This window comes from Pseudomonas fungipugnans, from assembly GCF_029955235.1.
In the GTDB taxonomy this organism is placed as follows: Bacteria; Pseudomonadota; Gammaproteobacteria; order Pseudomonadales; family Pseudomonadaceae; genus Aquipseudomonas; species Aquipseudomonas fungipugnans.
The window spans coordinates 964,582-986,466 of the sequence record NZ_JARBWL010000002.1; the positions used below are offsets into that span (position 1 = coordinate 964,582).

Here is a 21,885-nt window from a genome sequence, read left to right on the forward strand (position 1 = left end):
GGGGAATTGTGTCGGGCTCAGGAATGGTGCCCGGGCCCGACACCCAGTGACTCAGTTGCTCTTCACCGCGTAATCCGGCTTCTTGTCGTTGCCATCGATATACGGGCTCCACGGCTGGGCGCGGATCGGGCCGTCGGTCTGCCAGACCACGTTGAACTGACCATCAGCCTGGATCTCACCGATCATCACCGGCTTGTGCAGGTGGTGGTTGGTCTTGTCCATGGTCAGGGTGTAGCCCGACGGCGCGGCAAAGGTCTGGCCGGCGAGGGCTTCGCGGACTTTGTCGACGTCGGTGGACTTGGCTTTCTCCGCCGCTTGCGCCCACATGTGGATGCCGACGTAGGTGGCTTCCATCGGGTCGTTGGTCACCGCTTTGTCGGCGCCCGGCAGGTTGTGTTTCTTGGCATAGGCCTTCCAGTCGGCGACGAATTTCTTGTTCACCGGGTTCTCGACCGATTCGAAGTAGTTCCACGCCGCCAGGTTGCCCACCAGCGGTTTGGTGTCGATGCCGCGCAGCTCTTCTTCGCCTACCGAGAACGCTACCACCGGCACGTCGGTGGCTTTCAGGCCCTGGTTGGCCAGTTCTTTATAGAACGGCACGTTGGAGTCGCCGTTGACCGTGGAGATAACTGCGGTCTTGCCGCCCGCCGAGAACTTTTTGATGTTGGCGACAATGGTCTGGTAATCGGCATGGCCGAACGGGGTATAGACCTCTTCGATGTCCTTGTCGGCCACGCCTTTGGCATGCAGGAACGAGCGCAAGATCTTGTTGGTGGTGCGCGGGTAGACGTAGTCGGTGCCCAGCAGGAAGAAGCGCTTGGCGCTGCCGCCGTCATCGCTCATCAGGTATTCCACCGCCGGGATCGCCTGCTGATTCGGCGCCGCGCCGGTGTAGAACACGTTTGGCGACATCTCTTCGCCTTCGTATTGCACCGGGTAGAACAGCAAGCCGTTCAGCTCTTCGAACACCGGCAGCACCGATTTACGCGACACCGAGGTCCAGCAGCCGAACACCACGGCCACCTTGTCCTGGGTCAGCAACTGCCGGCCCTTTTCGGCGAACAGCGGCCAGTTGGATGCAGGGTCCACCACCACCGGCTCCAGCATCTTGCCGTTGACGCCGCCCTTGGCGTTGATTTCGTCGATGGTCATCAACGCCATGTCTTTGAGGGATGTTTCGGAGATCGCCATGGTCCCGGACAGCGAGTGCAGGATGCCGACCTTGATGGTCTCGGCGGCCTGGACCGTCCAGGTCATGCCCATCGCGGCAATGGATGCCGTGAGTGTGAAAGCCTTGATCAAGCTGCGACGCTTCATTGTGCGATCTCCATCAACGTTGAATTTTTTTGGTGGGCAGATGCGGACTTCTGACAGGTCTGTAGCAAGGGCTGTGCCCGGTCGGGCCTGGGCAAGCAAATGTCGGGTTAGAGGGGTTGTATGGCGGCGCGGCGCACCATGAGCGAACGTGCCTGGGCCGCAGGTGCACCGGCGCGCGCCAAATCAGGGCGCCGATGTTGCAAGCACACAGGACCCCCGTGGGAGCGGGCTTGCTCGCGAAAACGGTGGATCAGACAACATCAATGCTGAATGTTAGTCCGCTTTCGCGAGCAAGCCCGCTCCCACAGGGTTTTGTGATGTGCTTGCGGGATCAGCGGCGGCGCATCAGTGCGATGAAAAACAGGCCGCCGATCGCGGCGGTGGCGACGCCGATGGGCAAGTCCTCGGGGGCAATCATCGTTCGCGCCGCGACATCGACCCACACCAGAAAAATACTGCCGAGCAACACACAAACCGGCAACAAGCGCCGATGCTCGGCCCCGACCAGACGCCGGGCAATGTGCGGCACCATCAGCCCGACAAAGCCAATGGAGCCGCTGATCGACACCAGCACCCCGGTCATCAGCGAGGCAATCAGAAACACCCGCAAGCGCACGGTTCGCGCATTCAGGCCCAGGGTCACGGCGGTCTGCTCACCGGCCATCAGTGCGTTCAATGGCCGGGCCATGCCGAGCAGCAATACCAGCCCAAGCAACACGCTGGCCGCCGGCACCGCGAGCAATTCCCAACGTGCTAGCCCGAGCCCGCCGAGCATCCAGAACATCACCGCGGAACTGGCCCGGTGATCGCCCATGAACAGCAGCAGATTGGCGATGGCCATCATCACGAACGACACCGCGACGCCGCACAGCAGCAGGCGATCACTCTCCAGCCGGCCGTTGCGATTGGCGACCATCACCACGATCAGCATGCTCACCAGCGCGCCGATAAAGGCGGCAATCGGCAGCGTCAGCAGGCCGACGATTTCCCCGACATGCAGCACCACGATCACCGCGCCGAGCGTCGCGCCAGACGTCACGCCCAATAGATGCGGGTCAGCCAGCGGATTGCGCGTTACCGCTTGCAGCACCGCGCCGATCAGTGCCAGCCCCGCGCCGACCAGCGCGCCAAGCAACATGCGTGGCACGCGGATCAGCCAGACGATGTGTTCCTGCCCGGCGGCCCAGTCCGTTACACCGAAACCGAACAGCTTGTGCAGCAAAATCCGCCACACCACGTCCACCGACACTCGCGCCGGGCCGAAACCCAGCGACACCACGCACGACACCAACAACAGCGCGCCAAGGGCGATCAGCAACAAGGCATAGCGACGGTTGATCATTCGCCGTGGAAACCCTTGGCCAGTGCTTCAACCGCCAGCACGTTGTCGATCCCCGGCGTGGCCTGCACGTACGGGATGACGATGAAACGCTGGTTCCTGATCGCGTCCACCGATTGCAGGGCCTTGTTGTTGAGCAGAAATTGCTCCTTCTGTTCGGCGGTGATTTCGCTGTAGTCGACGATCACGATCACCTGCGGATTGCGTTCGACCACGGTTTCCCAGTTGACCCGGGTCCAGCTTGCTTCAACGTCTTCGAGAATATTGCGGCCGCCGGCGGCATCGATCAGCGCTTGCGGCATGCCCAGGCGCCCGGACGTCATGGCGCGGTCTTCACCGCTGTCGTAGAGGAACACACGCGGTTTATCCGCCGGCAGATCCTTGCGCACCTCGGCGACTTGCGCCTGCATCTGCGCGATCAAGGCGTTGGCGCGGTCCTGCACGTCGAAGATTTTGCCGAGGTTGCGCAGGTCGTTGTAAGTGTCTTCCAGTGTGGCCGCCGGCCGCTTCATGACGAAGGCGCAGGACTCGCTCAACTCGTAGACGCTGATGCCCAGCGGTTGCAGGGTTTGCGGCGTCAGGTCGCCGCCCACGCGCATGCCGTAATCCCAGCCGGCGAAGAAGAAATCGACGTTGGCGTTGAGCAGGGTTTCCACCGACGGGTATTTGGCCGCCAGCTCCGGCAGCCCATCGAGCAGCGACTGCATGTGCGGCGTGACGGCTTTCCAGCCGCTGACACCGCTGTAGCCGACCATGCGCGATTTGAGGCCGAGGGCGAGCATCATCTGGGTCATGTTGATGTCGTGACTGACCGCGTGTTTCGGCGCCTCCTTGAAAGTCACCTCGCGGTTGCAGCTTTGTACGGTCAGCGGGTATTGAGTGGCCTGGGCAAACGCCGAGGCACTGCCCAGCAACAGGAGGACGCAAAGCAGGGAACGCACAGTCATGGTCGGGTGATCCAGGTAATTCGTGGGTAGCCGTGGAGGGGGTGTTCATCGATCAGCGCTTCGACGCCAAAGACGTCGCGCAGCAGCGTCGTGGTCAGCACTTCTTTCGGGGTGCCGCTGGTGACGATACGACCGTGATTGATTACATAGAGCCGGTCACAGAAAGCCGCCGCCAGATTGAGGTCATGGATGCTGGCCAGGGTGCCGATCTGCAAGCGTCTGACCCGTTGCAGCAGCTCAAGCTGATAGCGCGGGTCGAGGTGGTTGGTCGGTTCGTCGAGGATCAGCAACTGCGGTTGCTGGGCCAGGGCGCGGGCGAGAATGACGCGCTGTTTTTCACCGCCGGACAGGGTGGCGAAGGCGTGGTCTTCGAAGCCCTTGAGGCCGACCGATTCCAGCGCTTGTGCCGCCAGATGGTGATCTTCAAGCGTGTCGCCGTCGAACAGACCTTTGTGCGGCGTGCGACCCATGGCGACCACTTCCGCGACGGTCAGGCCGAAGGCGTCGGGAAACTCCTGCAAGACCACGGCGATACGTTGCGCGCACCAGCGTGAGGACTGCTTCCAGACGTTGTGGTGGTCGAGTCTGACCTCACCGCTTTCAGGTTTACTGAACCGCCAGGCACAGCGCAGCAGGCTGGTTTTGCCGCTGCCATTGGGGCCGATCAAGCCGACGAATTCACCGGCGGCCACGTGCAGGGACGCGTCACGCAGCTGGAACTGGTGATGGCAGTGGCCATGGCCCAGGGGTGTCCAGGCGAGGTTCGTGAGGGTCAGCGAGGTCATGCGGTTACTCTGAATTATTCGGTGTTGCTGATGCCGCCTTCGTGAGCAGGCCCGCGCCTGCAGCGATTGCGCAAAACCTGTGGGAGCGAGCCTGCTCGCGAAGAGGGCGACGCGGTTCAAAAGGTGTAGTCAGCCGTGACAAAGAACGACCGTGGCTCCCCAAGAATCCACTGCTGGCCCTCATTGTATTGGCTTTGCGCATACTGGCGGTCAAACAGATTATTCACCTGCAAGCCCAGCGTCGTATTACGCAGCGCTTTCCATGACAGCGTCGCATCCACCACCGTGTAGCCCGGCAGTTCATTGCGGTTGGCCATGTCGGCAAAACGCGCATCGACATAACGCACACCAGCGCCGGCCTTGAGGTCGTCGTTGATCGCTTTGCTCAACCACACATTGGCCGTACGCCGTGGCACGTCCACCGGGCGATTGCCGTTGTACGACACCGATTGACCGTTCACCACTTGCGAGAAATTATCGTACCTTGCCTTGACGATGGCCGCGTTGGCTTGCAGCTGCCAGGCATGCGGCAGTTGCAGATCGAGGCTGGCTTCCAGGCCGTTGGACGATTGCTGGCCGACCTGCTGCATCAGTGTCGGATTGCTCGGGTCGTCGGTCAGCAGTTTCTTTTTGACGATGCGATAAGCCGCCAGCGTGAACTCGCCGCGCTGATCCCAGAACAGCTGCTTCAGGCCGATCTCGGTTTGCCTGGCGGTGGACAAGCCGTACTGCTGCTGGCTCGGGCTCAGGGATATCAGGCCACCGACCCCGTCGGTGCTGGTGGCGTACTGGCCGTAGAGCGAAGTATCGGGAGTCACAGCGAACACCAGACCGGCTTTCCAGTTGTTGCCGGTCAGGGTCTTGTCGCTCTGACTGTCCTTGACCAGGTCGGTGCGATCCACCTGCACGTAATCGCGACGAACACCGGTCACCAGCGACCAGCGCTCACTCAATTGCGTGCGGTTTTCGGCGAAGGCCGACATCTGCCTGGTGGTGGACTGGAACTGACCGCGATACGGGTCAGCGCTTTCGAATCGACCCGATTGCGGGTGATACAGATCCAGCGCTTGACCGCCTGCCAGCACGTCGTTGAACGGCGAGTTGCTGTCGAGCTGGAAGCGGATGCGGTTGTAATCGACACCGGTCACGGTCTGGCTGTCGAGGCCGAACAAGGTGTGCTTGAAGGTGACGGTCTGACGATCACCGACCTGTTCCTGCTGGTGGCCGATGCCAAAGTAACCGCTGCGGCTCAGCTGTTGGGTGCCCGTATTGAAGTTGTAGTTTTCGGCGTTCTGCCAACGGCGCTGGGCCTTGAGGTAGTACAGCTCGTTGCTCGCACTGACGTTATCGGCAATCTGCCAGTCGCTGCTCAGGCGCGTCCACTGGTCGTTGTAGTGCTGCTTGTTGTTGCTGACGTTGTAGTTCTTGTCGCGCAGGCTGTCCTGCAAGTGACCGTTGATCAGCGGCGTGCCGAAATAGTTCATCGGGTTCTGATCGCCGTAATCGTGGGCGAGGGTGAAGCTCAGGTCGTCGCTCGCCTGCCAGCGCAATGCCGTGCTGACGAAGTCACTGGACGAATCGCCGCGATCCACCCAGCCATTGCTGCGCAGGCGATTGAGGTTCAGGCGGTAGCTCAGGGTGTCGGTCAGCGAACCGCCACTGTCGAACGCCTGTTGTTGACTGTCATACGAGCCGTAGCCGACTCGCAGGTGATTTTCGATTTCGCCATCGAACGGTTTTTTCGGGATCACGTTGACCACCGCGCCCGTCGCACCTTCGCCATACAGCACCGACGCCGGACCGCGCAGGACATCGATGCGCTCCACCGACCAGGTGTCCACTGGGAACGTCACGGTGCCCATGCCGGTGTACAGGCGGTTGCCGTCATACAACTGCATCACCGAACTCTGCCCGGTAAAACCCCGAGCCTGCAACGACGTGCCGCCATCGCCCGGCGTGCCGGTGCGGCTGATGCCGGTACTGCGCGATACTGCGTCCTGCACGCTGCGGTCACCGCGCGCGCGAACCTGCTCGCCGTCCAGGCTTTCGACACTGGCCGGGGTTTGCATGGCCGTCAGGTTCAGGCGCGAACCGGCGGTGGTCGGGGTGTTGAGGCTGACGTTGTGGCTATCGCTGTCGATGGCCGGTGCGCTAATGCTGCTGGTGGGCAGGGCCAACGCGTTGCTGTCGGCGTGGGCGCTGTTGTTCAGGGTGAGCAGGCAGAGGCTGGACAAGAGGTACTTGTTCATCGGGACGGTGAATCACTTCTTCAAAAGAAAAACCCGCGCTGCCTTTTTGTAAAAAGCAGCGGCGGGTGAGGCGGCGCATTTGCGTTATACAGTAACACTAAAAATGACCGGGCAATAAGCCCGGCCAGTTTACGGATCGCTCTAAATCGCGCATCTCGCCTGATTCATGATGAAGATGAGGCCGACTCAGGTTGGCGGATTAACCGTGACAGCAGCACGCGGTCCAGCACCCAGACCACGATCAACGAAGCCCCCACCAACGGAAAAATCACGGCCAACACCAGCATGATTGCCACGGCGGTTTTCCAGATCGGCAGGTTGTGGCGCAGCGGCGGCACACCGACTTTGCCCTGTGGTCTGCGCTTCCACCAGATCACCACACCGCTGACGGCGCTGAGCAGGATCATCAGGCAAATCAGCAGCACGATGATCTGGTTGAAGGCACCGAACATCTTGCCTTCGTGCAGCATCACGCCGACTTCGGTGGCACGGGCGACGTTGCCATAGTGTTCCCAGCGCACGTCGGCCAGGACTTTGCCCGTGTACTGATCGACATGCAGGGTGGCGTCGTTGCGCGGATCATCGGCGAAGACCGCAATGGTGAACACGCCGGTGGCGGTGGTCGGCAAGGTGATGCTGTAACCCGGCTCGACCTTGCGTTGCTCGGCGATGTTCTGCACATCCTGCAGGTTGATGGCTGGCGCGGCGGGGCCGACCGGTGCCGCGCCGTGGGCCATGTGTTCGGCGTGGTCACCAGACATCGGCATCGGGGTGTTTTCCATGGCCCAGGGCACGGTCTGGCGGGTGGCGCTGTTGAGGCTGCGGGCCTCGATGTCGGACGTGGGCATGTCATTCCACATGGCCGCCGGGAAGGTGTTCCAGACCTCGGCGTATTGCTTGCCCCAGAAGCCGGTCCAGGTCATGCCGCTGAGCAGCATCACCAGCAGAAACGCCGCGCCCCAGAACCCGGTAACCGCGTGCAAATCACGCCACAGCACGCGCCCGCGACGGCTGAAACGCGGCCACAGCACACCGGCATATTGGCCGCGCGGCCACCACAGGAACACACCGGACACCACCAGCACGATGCCCCAGGCAGCGGCCAGTTCCACCAGCCGGTCGCCGACGGTGCCGATCATCAACTCGCCATGAATGGCCCGGGCAATGGCTTGCAGATTCTTCTTGGCGTCTTGCTCGCCAAGGACGTCGCCGTGGTACGGATCGATGAAGACGTTCAGTTCCTGCCCGGCATCGATCACCACAAATTGCGCGCTGCGCTCAGCGTTGACCGGTGGCAGGTACTGTTTGATCTGGCCTTGTGGATAAGCTTCTTTGACCCGCTTGAGCAGGTCATCGGCGGACACTGTGTGATGCCCGGGGGGGACGTTCATCAGGCTGCCGTACATCAGTGGATCGAGTTGCGGTTTGAACAGGTAAACGATGCCGGTCAGGGCCAGCATCACCATGAAGGGGGCGACGAACAGGCCCGCGTAGAAGTGCCAACGCCAGGCCAGGTTGTAGAAGTTGGGTTTGGGTTGTTTCATCAGGTGCTCCGCTTGGCTTGGATCTTTGTTGTCTGTTTGAACACCGCAACCCCTGTGGGAGCGAGCAAGCTCGCTCCCACAGGGGTTGCGGTGTCTTTGCGCTGGTTGTTAGAAGCTCATGTCTACCTTGGTCCAGAGCGTGCGCCCCGGTTCGTTGATGGCTTGTGGATCATTGGCCGGGTAACCGAAACCGGCGTTGCCCGCCAGGTTCAAGTGCTCGGCGTAGGTCTTGCCAAACAGGTTGTCAACGCCGGTGCTGACCTTCCAGTTCTTGTTGATGCGGTACGCGCCGTTGAGCGAGAACACGCCGAAGCCGGCGCTCTTGCCGAAGTCCTTGCCGACCACGTTGCCCTTGTTCAGATCGACCCGGTTCTGCGGCGCGACCACGCGCCACAAGGCACCTGCACTCCAGTTGTCTTCGCTGTAGGTCAGGCCGAAACGTGCATCCAGCGGCGGCATTTGTGGCAGGGCCTTGCCGTCACTGGTGTTCTTGCCCCAGGCGTAAGCCAGGGTCGCGTCGGCTTTCCAGTTGGAGGTCAGTTTGTAGGCGGCACCCAGTTCACCGCCCATGATCCGGGCGTTGATGTTCTGTGCCTGGGAGGTGCTGCCCATCATCGTCGGGGTGTAGTTGAACAGGATGTAGTCGCGCACCTGACCGACATAACCCGAGGCCCAGGCCTCAAGGTCGGCGGTCTTGTATTGCAGGCCAAAGTCGAGCTGGGTGGTTTTTTCCGGCTTGATCGAGTCGAAGGCATTCACCGAACCGGCAGGGCCGGATTTGGGCGAAAACAGCTCCCAGTAATCCGGGAAGCGCTCGGCATGACCGAGGCCGGCGTACAGCGTGGTCGGGCTGTCAGCCAGGTCGTGCTCGTAGCGCACGAAGCCGCTCGGCAGGGTGTCGGCACGGGTCTTGCCGGCGGTCGGGTTGGGCATGCTCATCATCCCGGAGCTGGTGCTCTGCCGGAAATCCTTGGCCGAAGCGCGGTCCAGGCGCGCACCGCTGATCAGTCGATCATGGTCGGCGGCGTACCAGGTCAGTTCGCTGAACACACCATAGTTATGGAAGTCGGCGTCCTTGGTGTATGGCACGTCTTTATAGGTGTCGATGCCCATGCCGCTGCGCTGGCGGTGTTCGTTGGTCTGCGCATCGAGGCCGCTGATCAGTTGCACGTCGGCCCAGTGCCAGGTGGCCTTGATCCGCGCGCCGAGGGTGCGGCGATCGACGTTGGATGCCATTGGGCCAGACATCATCCCGGTACCGGACGGCGTGCGCAGGGTGTAGTTGTCCATCACGTGGTCGGCGTAGTTGTAGTAGACCTGGGCCTCGATCTTGTCCAGCACCTCGCCGATGTTGGACTTCTCGAACCGCAGGCCCAGGCTTTCGCGCTTGAACTGCGTTCCGTCCATGCCGCGCCCGGCATAACGCGCTTCGCCATCGCCCTTGCCGGCGGTCAGCTCCAGCAGGGTGTCGGCGTCCGGAGTCCAGCCCAGCGCGACGTCGCCGTTCCACTTGTCATAACGCGAGGCCACGGTGTCATTGCTACCGTCCTTGTAGTCGTCGGAGTGCGCGGTGTTGCCGATCACTCGCACATAGCCCAGCGGCCCGCCAGCAGCGGCGTCCACCACTTTGTCGAAGCGACCGTTGGAGCCGGCCAGGACGCTGGCATTGACGCGGGTGCCGAGTTCGCCGAAGTGCTCTGGTTCGCGGTCGAACAGGATCGTCCCCGCCGATGCGCCAGGACCCCAGAGAACGGTTTGCGGGCCTTTGATCACGGTGAGCTTGTCGTAGGTTTCGGGGGAAATATAGGACGTCGGCGCGTCCATTCGGCCGGGGCAGGCGCCGAGCATCATGCTGCCATTGGTGAGGATATTCAGACGTGAGCCGAACATGCCGCGCAGCACCGGGTCGCCGTTGGTGCCGCCGTTGCGCACCAGGGCAAAGCCGGGAATGGTTTTCAGGTAATCGCCGCCATCACTGGCCGGCACCGGTTGGCGCGGGTCTTTGGGGTTGGTGACGATGGTCAGGGGCGAGCTGGGTGCGATGGCGGTGATGACCGTCGGGCTCAGTTCTTCACTGTGGTCGGTGTGTTCATCGGCCAGCACCAGCGGTGCCAGTAAAACGCCGCAAAGTACGGCGCTAGCGTGACTGAAACGAACGCGCGATTGATTCAGGGCAAAAGAAGCCTGGGCAGTGCTCAGGCGGGCGTCAGCAGAAAAACAGGACATGAAAAATTCCATCGGACAGACGTAAACGGCACGGCTGGCAGCCGATGCAATCTCAGTAGGAGCGAGTTTTTGTGGTAAGTGAGCTTGCTCGCGCTTGAGGGCGCAGCGCTCACAAAAAGGGGCCGCTACGCAGCCCAGCGGGAGCAAGCGCCCTCGCCACAAAAAACTCGCTCCCACAGGTTGCTTTGGCTGACTTATGGGCCGTGTGAGATCGGGTGGGGGTGTTTACGCGACGACAGGCGGGGCGCGGGTTCGGGCACCGGGGAAGACGGTTTGCCGGGCATGGCCCAGGCGGGGGGAGGGGACGGTAAACGTGGTGACGTGTGGCGTGTCGAATGCGGTCAGTGACACACCCCCGGTCAACGCCGGGCAGTTGAACAGCAAGCTGCAATAACCGCACTTTTCCCACAGCGCGTGATGCTCGGCTGCGGCTGGACGGTGTTCGCTGGCATGCTCGCCGTGCGTATCCATGCTCATGCCCATGCCCATCGGCATGTTCATGCTCATGGACATCGAGGCACGTTGATCCATCGGCATCGACTGAGAAATCAGTGGACCGATAAAGATCATCAGCATGGCGAACAGGCTGATCCAGCTGCCGCGAGTCAGGCTCTTTGGCTGACAGCGGCGCACGGATGGCCTGGCGCCAAGGGCGCGCACGGGCGTTTTTACTTGATTGATTACTGGGCGTGCATGTTCTCTGGCATGCCATCAGGGGCTTTCTTTTGCACCGAGACCTGGACGGTCACATCGCCGGACTTCTCGAAATGCATCGTCAGCGGGAAGCGCTTGCCGTCGCTCAGCAGGCTGCGGTCCTTGAGGCCGAGCAGCATCACGTGATACGCCATCGGGGCGAACGTGACTTCGCCGCCCGCCGGGATTTCAACACTGGGCACTTGTTGCATTTTCATCAGATCGCCTTGCATCACATGCTCGTGCAACTGGGCTTCGCTCGAGATCGTCGAGTCGACGCCGAGCAAACGGTCGGCCGTTTTGCCGTTGTTGTGAATCACGAAGTAAGCCGCCACGGTCGGCGCGTTGGGTGGCAACTCTTGCGACCACGGATGGGCGATTTCCAGTTCGCCGGCCTTGTATTCATGGGCATTGGCAAAGCAGGCAGGCAGCAGCAACACAGCCAGAACGATGAGTTTGTTCAACATGGCAGTTCTCCAGAACGATTCAAAACGCAGGTCAATTGCGAGTAGGAATCACACCAGAGGGGAGGCGCGGGGATTGAGGCTCGGCCATTGCTGGCGCGGCGTGGGCGTATCGAGAGAGACGGGTGGCAGGCTTCGATTGGCTTCCAAGCGTGCGAAATACAACTGTGGCACATGCCCCGGCAACGCCACCAAAGGCGCCGAGCCTGAACAGCACCAGCAATGCTGCATGTTGGAATGATCGTCGTTCTGCGGGGCTTTCTGCTCGAACGTGCCCAGGGAAACCGCCACCATCCGGGTGCCGCTGGAGGTGCAGAAGCTGCTCCACAGGAACTGCTCGGCGGGTGACTTCGTCGACGGCGCCATCGCTCCCGTCATCGGCATGGCGAGCATGTTGAACAGCACTGCGAAGCAGGCGATCCAGGCAAATGCGAGCCGTTGTCGGGACATGGGACAGATCCGGTTGAGTGGGCAATCAGGCGCGGCTATTTAGCCTGATCAGGGCCGATAAGTAAAAAAGCCGTGTGCGGTCTGGTGTCGCAGCGCCTCGTTCAACATGTCGAGTAGATGGCGTGCGAGTTCAGTCTCGCCGTTTTGAAAGAGTGTAGCGGCTTCGATTCGCATTGCCTGGGCGAATGGCGGGTCGCTTTGGGTTCTTGCCTGGACGGTGTGTTTGACGTCCCGTAACGCCTGACGATAGAAATTTCCGTCGCCCAAGTCTTCCTCTTCGCAATCAGCAAGGCGGATACTCCTGTGGCGAGGGGATTTTGTGTTCGCCGCAATTTTCAGTGAGATTCGTGTTCTGTGATGGCTAGCAGGATTTCACTCACCGACCCAAACTCCCGCCTAACCCCCGGCAACACCGGCCGCCTCAACACAAGCACCGGCACTCCACGTTCCCGTGCCACTTCCAGCTTCGGTTCGGTTGCCGTGCTGCCGCTGTTCTTGCTGATCAGGACATCGATCTGCCGGCGTTCGAACAGCTCGCGTTCGTCTTCGATCAGGAACGGCCCACGGGCGCCGATCACTTCGCAGCGTTCGTTGCCGGGGTAAACGTCCAGGGCGCGCAAGGTCCAGAATTGCTCTGGCGGGATTTCGTGCAGGTGTTGCAGAGGTTCGCGACCGAGGGTGAACAGCGGTCGCTGGAAGGGTTTCAGGGCCTCCACGAGTTCATCCCAGTCGCCGACTTCGCGCCAGTCATCGCCCGCTTGGGGCTGCCAGGCCGGACGACGCAAGGCCCAGCACTCGATGCCGATCGCGCGCGCGGCGGTCGCGGCGTTGCGGCTGATTTGTGCGGCATAGGGGTGGGTGGCGTCCAGCAGCAGATCAATGCCTTCATCGCGGATGAACTGCGCCAGCCCTTCGGCCCCGCCGTAGCCGCCGACGCGCACCTGGCAGCGCAAATCCGTGGGCACTCGCCCAACGCCGGCCAGGCTATAGATGTGTTCCGGGCCGAGGGTCCGGGCGATGGCCAGCGCTTCGGTCACGCCGCCGAGCAACAACACGCGCTTCATTGAAACCCCCCCGCATGCCCGACGACCCCGCCCTGGCGATCAATCGCGAACACCTCGACCTGCACCTGCGCCGGCACCACGCTGCGGGCAAACTCAAGCGCATGTCGACACACTTCATCGCCAAGAGCGACGCCCGCCGTACTGGCCATGGCCAACGCCTGCTGGCTGGTATTGGCCTCGCGGATCCCGTGTTGCAGCGCCTCGTCGGCACCAATCGCCGAGGCCCATCGGGCCAGTTGCGGCAGGTCGATGCTCGAATGCCGGCTGTGCAGGTCCATGTGCCCGGCTGCCAGTTTGCTGATCTTGCCGAAGCCGCCGCAAATGCTGAGTTTATCCACCGGCACTTTGCGCAGGTGCTTGAGCACCGCGCCGACGAAGTCGCCCATTTCGATCAGGGCGATTTCCGGCAGCGCGTAGACCCGGCGCATGGTGTCTTCGCTGGCATTGCCGGTACACGCGGCAATGTGCAGGTAGCCATTGGTCTTGGCGACGTCGATGCCCTGATGAATCGAGGCGATGTACGCCGCGCAGGAAAACGGCCGGACGATGCCGCTGGTGCCGAGAATCGACAGGCCGCCAAGAATGCCCAGGCGCGGGTTCATGGTTTTCAGCGCCAGCGCTTCGCCGCCCTCGACATTGACCGTGACCTCGAAGCCGCCGTCGTAGCCAAGTTCTTCAGCCAGCAACGTCAGGTGATCGCCAATCATCTTGCGCGGCACCGGGTTGATCGCCGGTTCGCCGACGCCCAACACCAGTCCCGGACGGGTCACGGTGCCGACGCCATGACCGGCGTTGAAGCGAATGCCCGGTGTGGCGTTCAGTCGGACCTGGGAAAAGAGCAGCGCACCGTGGGTCACGTCCGGGTCGTCACCGGCGTCCTTGATCGTTCCGGCTTCGGCGCCGTCGTCGGTCAGGCGGCAGAACTCCAGGCGCATCTGCACCCGCTTGCCCTTGGGCAAGACGATCTCCACCGCATCGGCAGCCGCGCCACTGAGCAGCAGACGAGCGGCAGCGAGGCTGGTGGCGGTGGCACAACTGCCGGTGGTCAGGCCGCTGCGCAGCGGAGCGGGTTGTTCGGCGGTTTCGTCACGCATCGTGGGGTTTCGTTACATCAAGCAAGGTAATCGGCAGCGCCTGGCGCCAGGTGTCGAATGCGCCCAGCGGTTGCGCCTGGGCGATGTGGATGCGGGTCAACTCGCCGCCGTGGCGTTCGCGCCAGGCCATCAGGGCCATTTCGCTTTGCAGGGTGACGGCGTTGGCAATCAGCCGGCCACCGGGCTTGAGCTGCGCCCAGCAGGTATCGAGCACGCCGTCACGGGTCACACCGCCGCCGATGAAAATCGCGTCAGGTCGTTCCAGGCCGTGCAGCGCATCGGGCGCGCTGCCGCGAATCAGTTGCAGGCCGGGAACACCGAGGGCGTCGCGGTTGTGTTCGATCAATTGTTGGCGGCCTTCATCGGCCTCGACGGCCAGCGTGCGGCAGCTCGGGTGAGCGCGCATCCATTCGATGCCGATCGAGCCGCTGCCGGCGCCAACGTCCCACAACAGTTCACTGTGTGCTGGCGCGAGGCGGGCGAGGGTGATGGCGCGCACGTCGCGTTTGGTCAGTTGGCCGTCATGCTGGAAGGCCGAATCCGGCAGGCCGGCCAGGCGTGAAAGGCGCGCAGTGCCCGCTTCGGCCAGGCATTCGATGGCGACGACATTCAGGTCGGCGAGCTGTGCAGCCTCCCAGTCGCTGGCAATGCTATCGATACGCCGTTCGGCTTCACCACCCAGATGCTCCAGCACGGTCATGCGGCTCGGGCCGAAACCGCGCTCTCGCAGCAGTGCAGCAATGGCCGCCGGACTGTGCCGGTCGTTGCTCAATACCAGCAGACGCACGCCGCTGAACAGGCAGGCGTTGAGCGCGGCCACGGGGCGGGCGACGACGGAGAGGGTCTGCACATCCTGCAACGGCCAGCCCATGCGCGCCGCCGCGATGGAACACGACGAAGGGGCTGGCAGGATCAGTGTTTCTTCGCTGGGCACATGGTGGGCGAGGCTGGCGCCCACGCCGAAGAACATCGGATCGCCACTGGCCAGCACGCACACCGGCTCGCCCCGTCGCTCCAGCACGGGTGCCAGCGAAAACGGGCGGGGCCACAACAGTCGCTCGCCGCGAATGCACACCGGCAGCAGATCCAGTTGTCGCTGACCGCCGATGATCCGCGAAGCACCCAGCAGGGCACGTCGGGCGTTTTTACCCAGGCCCTTGAAGCCGTCTTCACCGATGCCTATCACTGTCAGCCAGGGGGTCATGCCGTTCCTCTTCTATCAAGCCACGCCAAATCATCACCGTGCCCGGGTCGGTATCGACCCGCACGGCTGCGCATCATAACGCGGTGATGAAGGCCTCCGCCCCTCGTCAGTCCGTGAAATTGCACCTCGTAGTGATAGGCGCGTTTCAAACAGTGCGAGATTTGACTCTATTGTTTGTTCTTCAACAGATCGAACCTCTTCATTCTGATCTCGCGCCGTTTGTTATCAATAAGTGCTCTTTTGCTGTCGAGTATTCTTTTGTCCAGTTTGAGGTAGGCCCGTTGCTGGATAATCTTGGCGGCCTGTCCTTCCCAGTTCCAGAACAGGAAGCTGCTCTTCTTCGTATAAGCCACCACTTCAAGATTAAACACCGCCACTTCAAGAAAACCCTTGGCGTCGTACCGCGCAGGGATGACCTGGAAGCGCTCGCCCATCAGGCTTTGCTCATCCAGGGAGTACAGCGCCGGCTTGTCGGCTTTGAGCGCGTCGAGTGTGTCGATCATGGCATTCGCTTGTCGCCTGTCCGGCATGAGCTGCGCGCTTCTGACCAGGTAATCCGCAGCGCTTGTGCTGATGTCGGCGCGTGTGCGGGTGACGATGGCATCCTGATAGACCGACCAGCCGAAGAAATTCAACGTGGTGACATACTCGTCCAGCCACGCTGTCGAGTCGGCAAAGCGGCTGCTGACCAGGTCGGCGGATCGGGTGGCGATCTGTGTGCAGTGGGTCAGGTCGTCATGATCCTGCAATGACATTTCGCCAATGCATGACAGCAGATTGGGGCCGGTCAATACGCCCGAGAGTTTTCCATTACTCATGTGTTGCTCCTTATAAATACTGTTTTGACGAACGTTGGTTTTCCTTTTCAAAAGTACAAGAGCTGGTGAGTAGTTGAAATAAAGGCGGCGTACGGAATTAATTCCTGCTGTGAAGTATATTTCGCTGGATTTTTCCAGACTGAATCCCGAATTGCCGTTCAGACTTCAAGACGCCGCTGTGGCGCAGAGCGTTTCGTCGTCAATCCGCTTGAGCTTTTCATCCGGCCGGGCAAAGCAGGCATAATGCCGGCCATCGTCCCGTCATCGGCCATCCCGTGAATTCACCTCAGCCATCGAGCCCCTTGCGCCCTTCAGCCTGTCCCGGGCTGTTGCGTGTCGTTCAGGCACTGGACGGCGGTATTTGCCGGATCAAACTCGACGGCGGTTCCATTCGTGCCGATCAGGCGGTCGCGGTGGCCGATGCCGCCGAGCGATTTGCCGGTGGCGTGATCGAGGCGACCAACCGGGCAAACCTGCAAATTCGCGGGATTGGCGAGCAGGCGACGGCATTGATCGACAGCCTGCTCGCCGCCGGGTTGGGCCCTGTCACCGCCGCGGGTGATGACGTACGCAACCTGATGCTCAGCCCCGGCGCCGGCATTGATCAGCACCTGCTGATCGATACCCGGCCCCTGGCCCGGCAAATCCTCGACAGCCTGCAAACCCACACGCGTTTCCACGAGTTGTCAGCCAAGTTCGCCGTGCAACTCGATGGCGGTGAAGCCCTGGCGATGCTCGAACACCCTCATGATTTGTGGCTGAGTGCGGTTGAGCGAGACGGCGAACAGTGGCTGGCTTTCGGTCTGGCAGGCTGCCCCACGGACAGGCCTGCGGCGGCGGTATTGCTGCGCGACGGGCATGCCCTGGTGGTGGCGGTGCTGGAGCTGTTTCTTGACCTGGCACGGCCGGATCAAACGCGCATGCGCCATCTGCTGGCCGAACATTCGCTGCCGTCGCTGCTGCAAACCCTGGCCGAGCGGGTGCCGTTGCTCGCCATCGGGCAATGGCAGCGCCCTGTGCCGCCAGCGCGATTGCACATCGGCACTTATCCACAGCGTCAGGATGGCCTGGTGTATGTCGGCGCCATGCCACCGCTGGGACGGCTGGACCCGGCGATGCTCAAGGGTGCGGCGAGTCTGGCCAAAACGTTCGGTGACGCCAGCCTGCGCCTGACGCCATGGCAAAGCCTGCTGCTGCCCAATATCCGCCACGAACATGCATCCGCTGTCCGCCAGCAATTGCAGGCGTTGGGTTATCTGGTCGATGCCGATCAGGCCCTCGCGCATCTCGTGGCCTGCACCGGATCGGCTGGTTGCGGCAAAGGGCTGGCGGATACCAAGGACGATGCGCGGCAATTGGCTTTGCGCCTGCGCGATCAACCCGCAGATGTACAGGTTCACCTGTCCGGCTGCCCACGCTCCTGTGCGTGTGCACACACGGCGCCGGTCACCTTGCTGGCGACTGGCCCCGGTCACTACGACGTCTATTTTCGCGATGCAGCGCAGGCCGGTTTCGGCGCGCTGCACGCACACAAACTTACTATTGAAGCGGTCGCGGCCTTGCTCGACGCCCGCTCACGGAGCCCCCTTGATGCTTGATTACATCCGCGACGGTCAGGAGATCTATCGCAACTCCTTCGCGATCATTCGCGCCGAGGCTAACCTCGACCGAATCCCGGCCGACCTGGAAAAACTCGCGGTGCGGGTGATCCACGCCTGCGGCATGGTCGAGGCCATCGACGGTCTGCAATTTTCCGAAGGCGCAGGCCTGGCCGGGCGCAAGGCGCTGGCTGCCGGCGCGCCGATCTTGTGCGACGCACGGATGGTCAGCGAAGGCGTGACCCGCACGCGCCTGCCCGCCAACAATCAGGTGATCTGCACCCTGCGCGACGACAGCGTGCCAGAGCTCGCCCGCGAGCTGGGCAACACCCGTTCCGCCGCCGCGCTGGAACTGTGGCGCCCGCATCTGGAAGGCAGTGTGGTGGTGATCGGCAACGCGCCGACCGCGCTGTTCTATCTGCTGGAAATGCTCGATGCCGGCGCGCCGAAACCGGCGCTGATCCTCGGTTTTCCGGTGGGTTTTGTCGGTGCCGCCGAATCCAAGGCAGCGCTCGCGGCGGACAGCCGTGGTGTGCCGTTTGTGATCATGCAAGGTCGCCTGGGCGGCAGCGCCATGGCCGCCGCCGCCGTCAACGCCCTGGCCACGGAGATCGAATGATGCAGCAACCTGGACGTTTGATCGGCTTGGGCGTCGGCCCCGGTGATCCGGAACTGATTACCGTCAAAGCCCTGCGCCTGCTGCGCGAGTCGCCGGTGGTGGCGTACTTCGTGGCCAAGGGCAAGAAGGGCAATGCGTTCGGCATCATCGAAGCGCATTTGCAGGACGCGCAAAACCTGCTGCCGCTGGTGTACCCGGTGACCACCGAAGCGCTGCCGGCGCCGCTGTCCTACGAACAAGTGATCAGCGACTTCTACGACACTGCCGCCGAGCAGCTTGCCGAACATCTGGACGCCGGCCGCGACGTGGCGGTGATCTGCGAAGGCGATCCGTTCTTCTACGGCTCCTATATGTACCTGCATGATCGGCTTGCCGAGCGTTATCAGACCGAAGTTGTACCGGGCGTCTGCTCGATGCTCGGGGGCGCCTCGGTGTTGGGGGCGCCGCTGGTGTATCGCAATCAGAGCCTGTCGGTATTGTCCGGTGTGTTGCCTCATGAAGAGCTGAAGCGGCGTCTGGCGGACGCCGACGCGGCGGTGATCATGAAGCTGGGGCGCAACTTTCCCAAGGTCCGTCAGGTGCTGGAAGAACTCGGTCTGGCCGGGCGTGCGCTGTACGTTGAGCGCGCGACCATGGCCAACCAGAAAATCGTCGCGCTGGATCAGGTCGAGCCGATGTCTTCGCCGTATTTCTCGCTGATCATCGTCCCCGGCGAACGGTGGCAAGGTTGATGGCCCGCCCTGCACCGGCCATTGTCATTCTGGGCAACGGCAGCCTCGCCACGGCGCGGCGGATTCAGCAGCGCTATCCGGACGCGCTGATTCACGGCCTGGCCGAGCGGGTGGTGGGCGCGGATCGCACGTACCACGAGTTCGGTGCGACCTTGCGCGAGCTGTATCAACAGGACACGCCGATCATTGCCCTGTGTGCGGCGGGCATTGTGATTCGCACCCTGGCGCCGCTGCTGCTGGAAAAGGGTGCCGAGCCGCCTGTGCTTGCCGTCGCCGAAGACGGCAGCGCTGTGGTGCCCCTGTTGGGCGGCCTTGGCGGGGTGAATGTGATGGCGCGGGAAATCGCCGCCACGCTGGACGTTTCGGCGGCCATCACCACCAGCGGCGAACTGCGTTTTGGCACCTGCCTGCTCAATCCGCCCAGCGGTTATGCGCTGGGTGATCTGGAGCTGGGCAAGCGCTTTGTCTCGGATCTGCTGGCGGGTGAGTCGGTGCGCATCGAGGGGCCGGCGCCGTGGCTGGCCGAGGCGCAACTGCCGGAAGATCAGCAGGCGCGACTGGCGATCCATGTCGGTCATGCCGAGCGTCAGGCCAATGCCAACGAACTGCTGATCTACCCTCGCAGCGTGGTGGTCGCGGTGACGGCGGGAACGCCTGATCTGGCGAACATTATTCGTGCCGCGCTGCACGGGGCGGGCATTGCCCTGCAATCGCTGGCCTGCCTGTTGGCAGATGAGCGGGACATGGCCGATGTGGCCTTGCGCGATGCGGGGCTGGACCTGGCCGTGCCGCTGCGGTTCAGTGCCCGGCCGGGCAGCGTGCTTGAACAGGCGCAGAGCGCGGTGTCCGCGCCGCTCAAGGCGATCGAGATCGGCGCTGATATGGCGGTTGCAGTCGCTGCCGCGCCTGTCGATCCACTGTTGATCGGTCGTCCTCGCGGGCGTCTGGCGGTGATCGGTCTGGGGCCGGGGGCTGCCGATCTGATGGTGCCAGCAGTCAAGGCAGAGCTGGCCCGCGCCAACGACGTGCTTGGCTACGAAACCTATGTGCGCATGGCGGGGCCCTTCCGAGCTGACCAAGTGCTGCATTGCACCGACAATCGCGAAGAGATGCAGCGCGCGCGGCACGCCTTCGAACTCGCGGCGCAGGGTCGTTGCGTCGTCGTGGTGTCGTCCGGTGATCCGGGTGTGTTCGCCATGGCGGCGGCGGTGCTTGAGGCGTTACACGAGTCCCGCGATCCGGCGTGGCACAACGTCGATCTGGAAATTCTGCCGGGCGTTTCGGCATCGCTGGCGACGGCTGCCCAGGCCGGCGCACCGTTGGGCCATGACTTCTGCGTGCTGTCATTGTCTGACAACCTCAAGCCCTGGGAGATCATCGAAAAGCGCCTGGACCTGGCGGCTCAAGCCGACCTGGCGATGGCGTTCTACAACCCGATCTCGCGCTCCCGGCCGTGGCAACTGGGGCGTGCGCTGGAGATCGTCGCTCAGCATCGCGTACCTGAAACGCCGGTCGTGCTGGGGCGCGATGTCGGGCGTCCGGGGCAGACGTTGCGGGTGACGACACTCGGCCAACTGACGCCGGATCAGGTCGACATGCGCACCATGGTGTTGATCGGTTCATCCACGACGCGCGTGTTCCCCCGGTTGCAAGGTGTGTCATGGGTCTATACGCCGCGCAGTTATGGCGACAAGTTAGTTGATATAAGCTAAGTAAGATTCATGTATTGATATTGGATTGTCCGGACCCACAGGTCCGGATGATCTTTTCCGTTGTTGGCTTTACATATCGAAATCCAATTGGGTTTGTTGGTTCTCATGGGGTCCGTTAGATTTGTCTTGTGCCCAGGAGGGCCATCAATAAATTTAAGGGATTATCCGATATGGAAAGTTTTGAAAGTTATAGGGGTGTTAAAACATGCACCGACTTGGGTAAGGAGCGTCTTGCCAGGGCCAAGGCACAACTGGCGGTTACTCCTCGCGCCAGAGTGGCGCTGGTATCGCCCGCCAGTGTCCGCTCCGCTAACGCTAAAGAGCCGGCCACGACCAATCCCACCAGAGAGCTGGATGCCATGGTGCTGGGTAATACGCTTGTCGGTTATGGCGATAATATTTCCCTCGAAAACATGATGATCATTGAAAACCTCATCAAGTTCTCGAAGCTGGAGGCTGATCGCGAAACCAGGGATAATCTGCATCCTGCCGCCTGGCATCGGGCCTTTCTTGTCTGCATGGAGCAAATGGGCTGTTCCGTTCCAATCCAGGCAAGTGTCGAGTTCCGCAAAAGGTCTGCGAGCGGAACCATGAAAAATGTCGTGACCGCTATCGTCAAGGCCGGGGTTGATGCCGCGAAAGCCGCCATTCCTGGCGCTACCGTACTGGCCGCTGTAGCGGACTCGACATTGGCGGCGTTGGAAAAAGAGCCTGAACTTATTCAGGTGTTCAATTACGAAGTGACAAAAGTCAAAGGTATGAAGCTGGCCTTACTGCCTTGCGAACAAACGAAGAATGGCCTGATTATTGTTTCCTGCTCGTCGATTAATCAGGACAGTGCTGTCGTGGGGGGCGGGGTTTTATTTCTGGATCTTAAAATAACCAGTCTTGATATTTACCAGGGTTCAAACTTTCTCGCGTTTAATCCAGCCGCTTACGCTGAAGTAAAAGATGATATTGAATATGTACTTGGGCAGCATCGCCGGGAAGTACTTGCCCGAAGGTTTCCACGGCGCAGGTCGTAAATAGTT

General features: G+C 61.9%; 19 protein-coding genes. 5 read left to right on the forward strand and 14 right to left on the reverse strand.

From position 1 onward, the window contains the following. Positions 1 to 51 precede the first annotated feature (51 nt). The 14 genes from urtA to POF45_RS19295 all read right to left on the reverse strand — a co-directional run bounded on the left by urtA (position 52) and on the right by POF45_RS19295 (position 16,131). Positions 52 to 1,317, reverse strand: a complete 1,266-nt coding sequence (urtA, locus tag POF45_RS19230) for an urea ABC transporter substrate-binding protein (RefSeq protein WP_259498886.1) — start codon at positions 1,315 to 1,317, stop codon at positions 52 to 54. 331 nt (positions 1,318 to 1,648) lie between these two features. Next, on the reverse strand, positions 1,649 to 2,659 hold the full coding sequence (locus tag POF45_RS19235) for a FecCD family ABC transporter permease (RefSeq protein ID WP_259498887.1): 1,011 nt from the start codon (positions 2,657 to 2,659) through the stop codon (positions 1,649 to 1,651). Continuing rightward, entirely contained in the window at positions 2,656 to 3,603 is a 948-nt protein-coding gene (locus POF45_RS19240) for an ABC transporter substrate-binding protein (protein ID WP_259498889.1), read from the reverse strand. Before POF45_RS19240 ends, POF45_RS19235 begins: the two co-directional genes overlap by 4 nt. Beyond that, positions 3,600 to 4,388, reverse strand: a complete 789-nt coding sequence (locus POF45_RS19245) for an ABC transporter ATP-binding protein (protein WP_259498890.1) — start codon at positions 4,386 to 4,388, stop codon at positions 3,600 to 3,602. The genes POF45_RS19240 and POF45_RS19245 overlap by 4 nt, the downstream gene beginning before the upstream one ends. 116 nt (positions 4,389 to 4,504) lie before the next feature. Continuing rightward, positions 4,505 to 6,637, reverse strand: a complete 2,133-nt coding sequence (locus POF45_RS19250; RefSeq protein WP_282316422.1) for a TonB-dependent receptor — start codon at positions 6,635 to 6,637, stop codon at positions 4,505 to 4,507. A 164-nt stretch (positions 6,638 to 6,801) separates the two neighbouring features. After that, positions 6,802 to 8,181, reverse strand: coding sequence for a PepSY-associated TM helix domain-containing protein (locus POF45_RS19255; protein WP_259498894.1), 1,380 nt, complete (start codon positions 8,179 to 8,181; stop codon positions 6,802 to 6,804). A 108-nt stretch (positions 8,182 to 8,289) separates the two neighbouring features. Beyond that, the gene (locus tag POF45_RS19260; RefSeq protein WP_282316423.1) at positions 8,290 to 10,407 is read right to left on the reverse strand and encodes a TonB-dependent copper receptor; all 2,118 of its coding nucleotides are present in this window, start codon (positions 10,405 to 10,407) and stop codon (positions 8,290 to 8,292) included. A 225-nt stretch (positions 10,408 to 10,632) separates the two neighbouring features. Further along, a complete protein-coding gene (locus POF45_RS19265) occupies positions 10,633 to 11,067 on the reverse strand; it encodes a DUF2946 domain-containing protein (RefSeq protein ID WP_282316424.1) in 435 nt (144 codons plus the stop codon). A gap of 20 nt (positions 11,068 to 11,087) precedes the next feature. Continuing rightward, positions 11,088 to 11,567, reverse strand: coding sequence for a copper chaperone PCu(A)C (locus tag POF45_RS19270; protein WP_259498900.1), 480 nt, complete (start codon positions 11,565 to 11,567; stop codon positions 11,088 to 11,090). A 48-nt stretch (positions 11,568 to 11,615) separates the two neighbouring features. Then, complete coding sequence (locus POF45_RS19275; protein ID WP_282316425.1) at positions 11,616 to 12,014, reverse strand: DUF2946 domain-containing protein; 399 nt, start codon at positions 12,012 to 12,014, stop codon at positions 11,616 to 11,618. Positions 12,015 to 12,349: 335 nt separating this feature from the next. Then, a complete protein-coding gene (locus POF45_RS19280; protein ID WP_282316426.1) occupies positions 12,350 to 13,078 on the reverse strand; it encodes a cobalt-precorrin-6A reductase in 729 nt (242 codons plus the stop codon). Continuing rightward, positions 13,075 to 14,172 (reverse strand): cobalt-precorrin-5B (C(1))-methyltransferase, encoded by a 1,098-nt coding sequence (locus tag POF45_RS19285; protein ID WP_282316427.1) that lies wholly within the window; start codon positions 14,170 to 14,172, stop codon positions 13,075 to 13,077. Before POF45_RS19285 ends, POF45_RS19280 begins: the two co-directional genes overlap by 4 nt. After that, positions 14,165 to 15,376, reverse strand: coding sequence for a precorrin-6y C5,15-methyltransferase (decarboxylating) subunit CbiE (gene cbiE / locus POF45_RS19290; RefSeq protein ID WP_282316428.1), 1,212 nt, complete (start codon positions 15,374 to 15,376; stop codon positions 14,165 to 14,167). Before cbiE ends, POF45_RS19285 begins: the two co-directional genes overlap by 8 nt. 167 nt (positions 15,377 to 15,543) lie before the next feature. Then, a complete protein-coding gene (locus POF45_RS19295; RefSeq protein WP_349016868.1) occupies positions 15,544 to 16,131 on the reverse strand; it encodes a hypothetical protein in 588 nt (195 codons plus the stop codon). Between the two features lie 338 nt (positions 16,132 to 16,469). On the opposite strand from POF45_RS19295, the gene cobG reads away from it, so the two are divergent. The 5 genes from cobG to POF45_RS19320 all read left to right on the forward strand — a co-directional run bounded on the left by cobG (position 16,470) and on the right by POF45_RS19320 (position 21,879). Next, positions 16,470 to 17,792 carry a precorrin-3B synthase gene (gene cobG / locus POF45_RS19300; RefSeq protein WP_431978611.1) on the forward strand — a complete coding sequence of 441 codons (1,323 nt, stop codon included), beginning with the start codon at positions 16,470 to 16,472 and terminating at the stop codon, positions 17,790 to 17,792. Continuing rightward, on the forward strand, positions 17,785 to 18,411 hold the full coding sequence (locus POF45_RS19305) for a precorrin-8X methylmutase (RefSeq protein ID WP_282316431.1): 627 nt from the start codon (positions 17,785 to 17,787) through the stop codon (positions 18,409 to 18,411). Before cobG ends, POF45_RS19305 begins: the two co-directional genes overlap by 8 nt. Next, complete coding sequence (locus POF45_RS19310) at positions 18,411 to 19,142, forward strand: precorrin-2 C(20)-methyltransferase (RefSeq protein ID WP_282317444.1); 732 nt, start codon at positions 18,411 to 18,413, stop codon at positions 19,140 to 19,142. Before POF45_RS19305 ends, POF45_RS19310 begins: the two co-directional genes overlap by 1 nt. After that, positions 19,142 to 20,854: a precorrin-3B C(17)-methyltransferase gene (cobJ, locus tag POF45_RS19315; protein ID WP_259498915.1), complete on the forward strand. Its 1,713-nt coding sequence runs from the start codon at positions 19,142 to 19,144 to the stop codon at positions 20,852 to 20,854. Before POF45_RS19310 ends, cobJ begins: the two co-directional genes overlap by 1 nt. Positions 20,855 to 21,024: 170 nt before the next feature. Next, complete coding sequence (locus POF45_RS19320) at positions 21,025 to 21,879, forward strand: hypothetical protein (RefSeq protein WP_282316432.1); 855 nt, start codon at positions 21,025 to 21,027, stop codon at positions 21,877 to 21,879. The last annotated feature ends 6 nt before the right edge of the window (positions 21,880 to 21,885 follow it).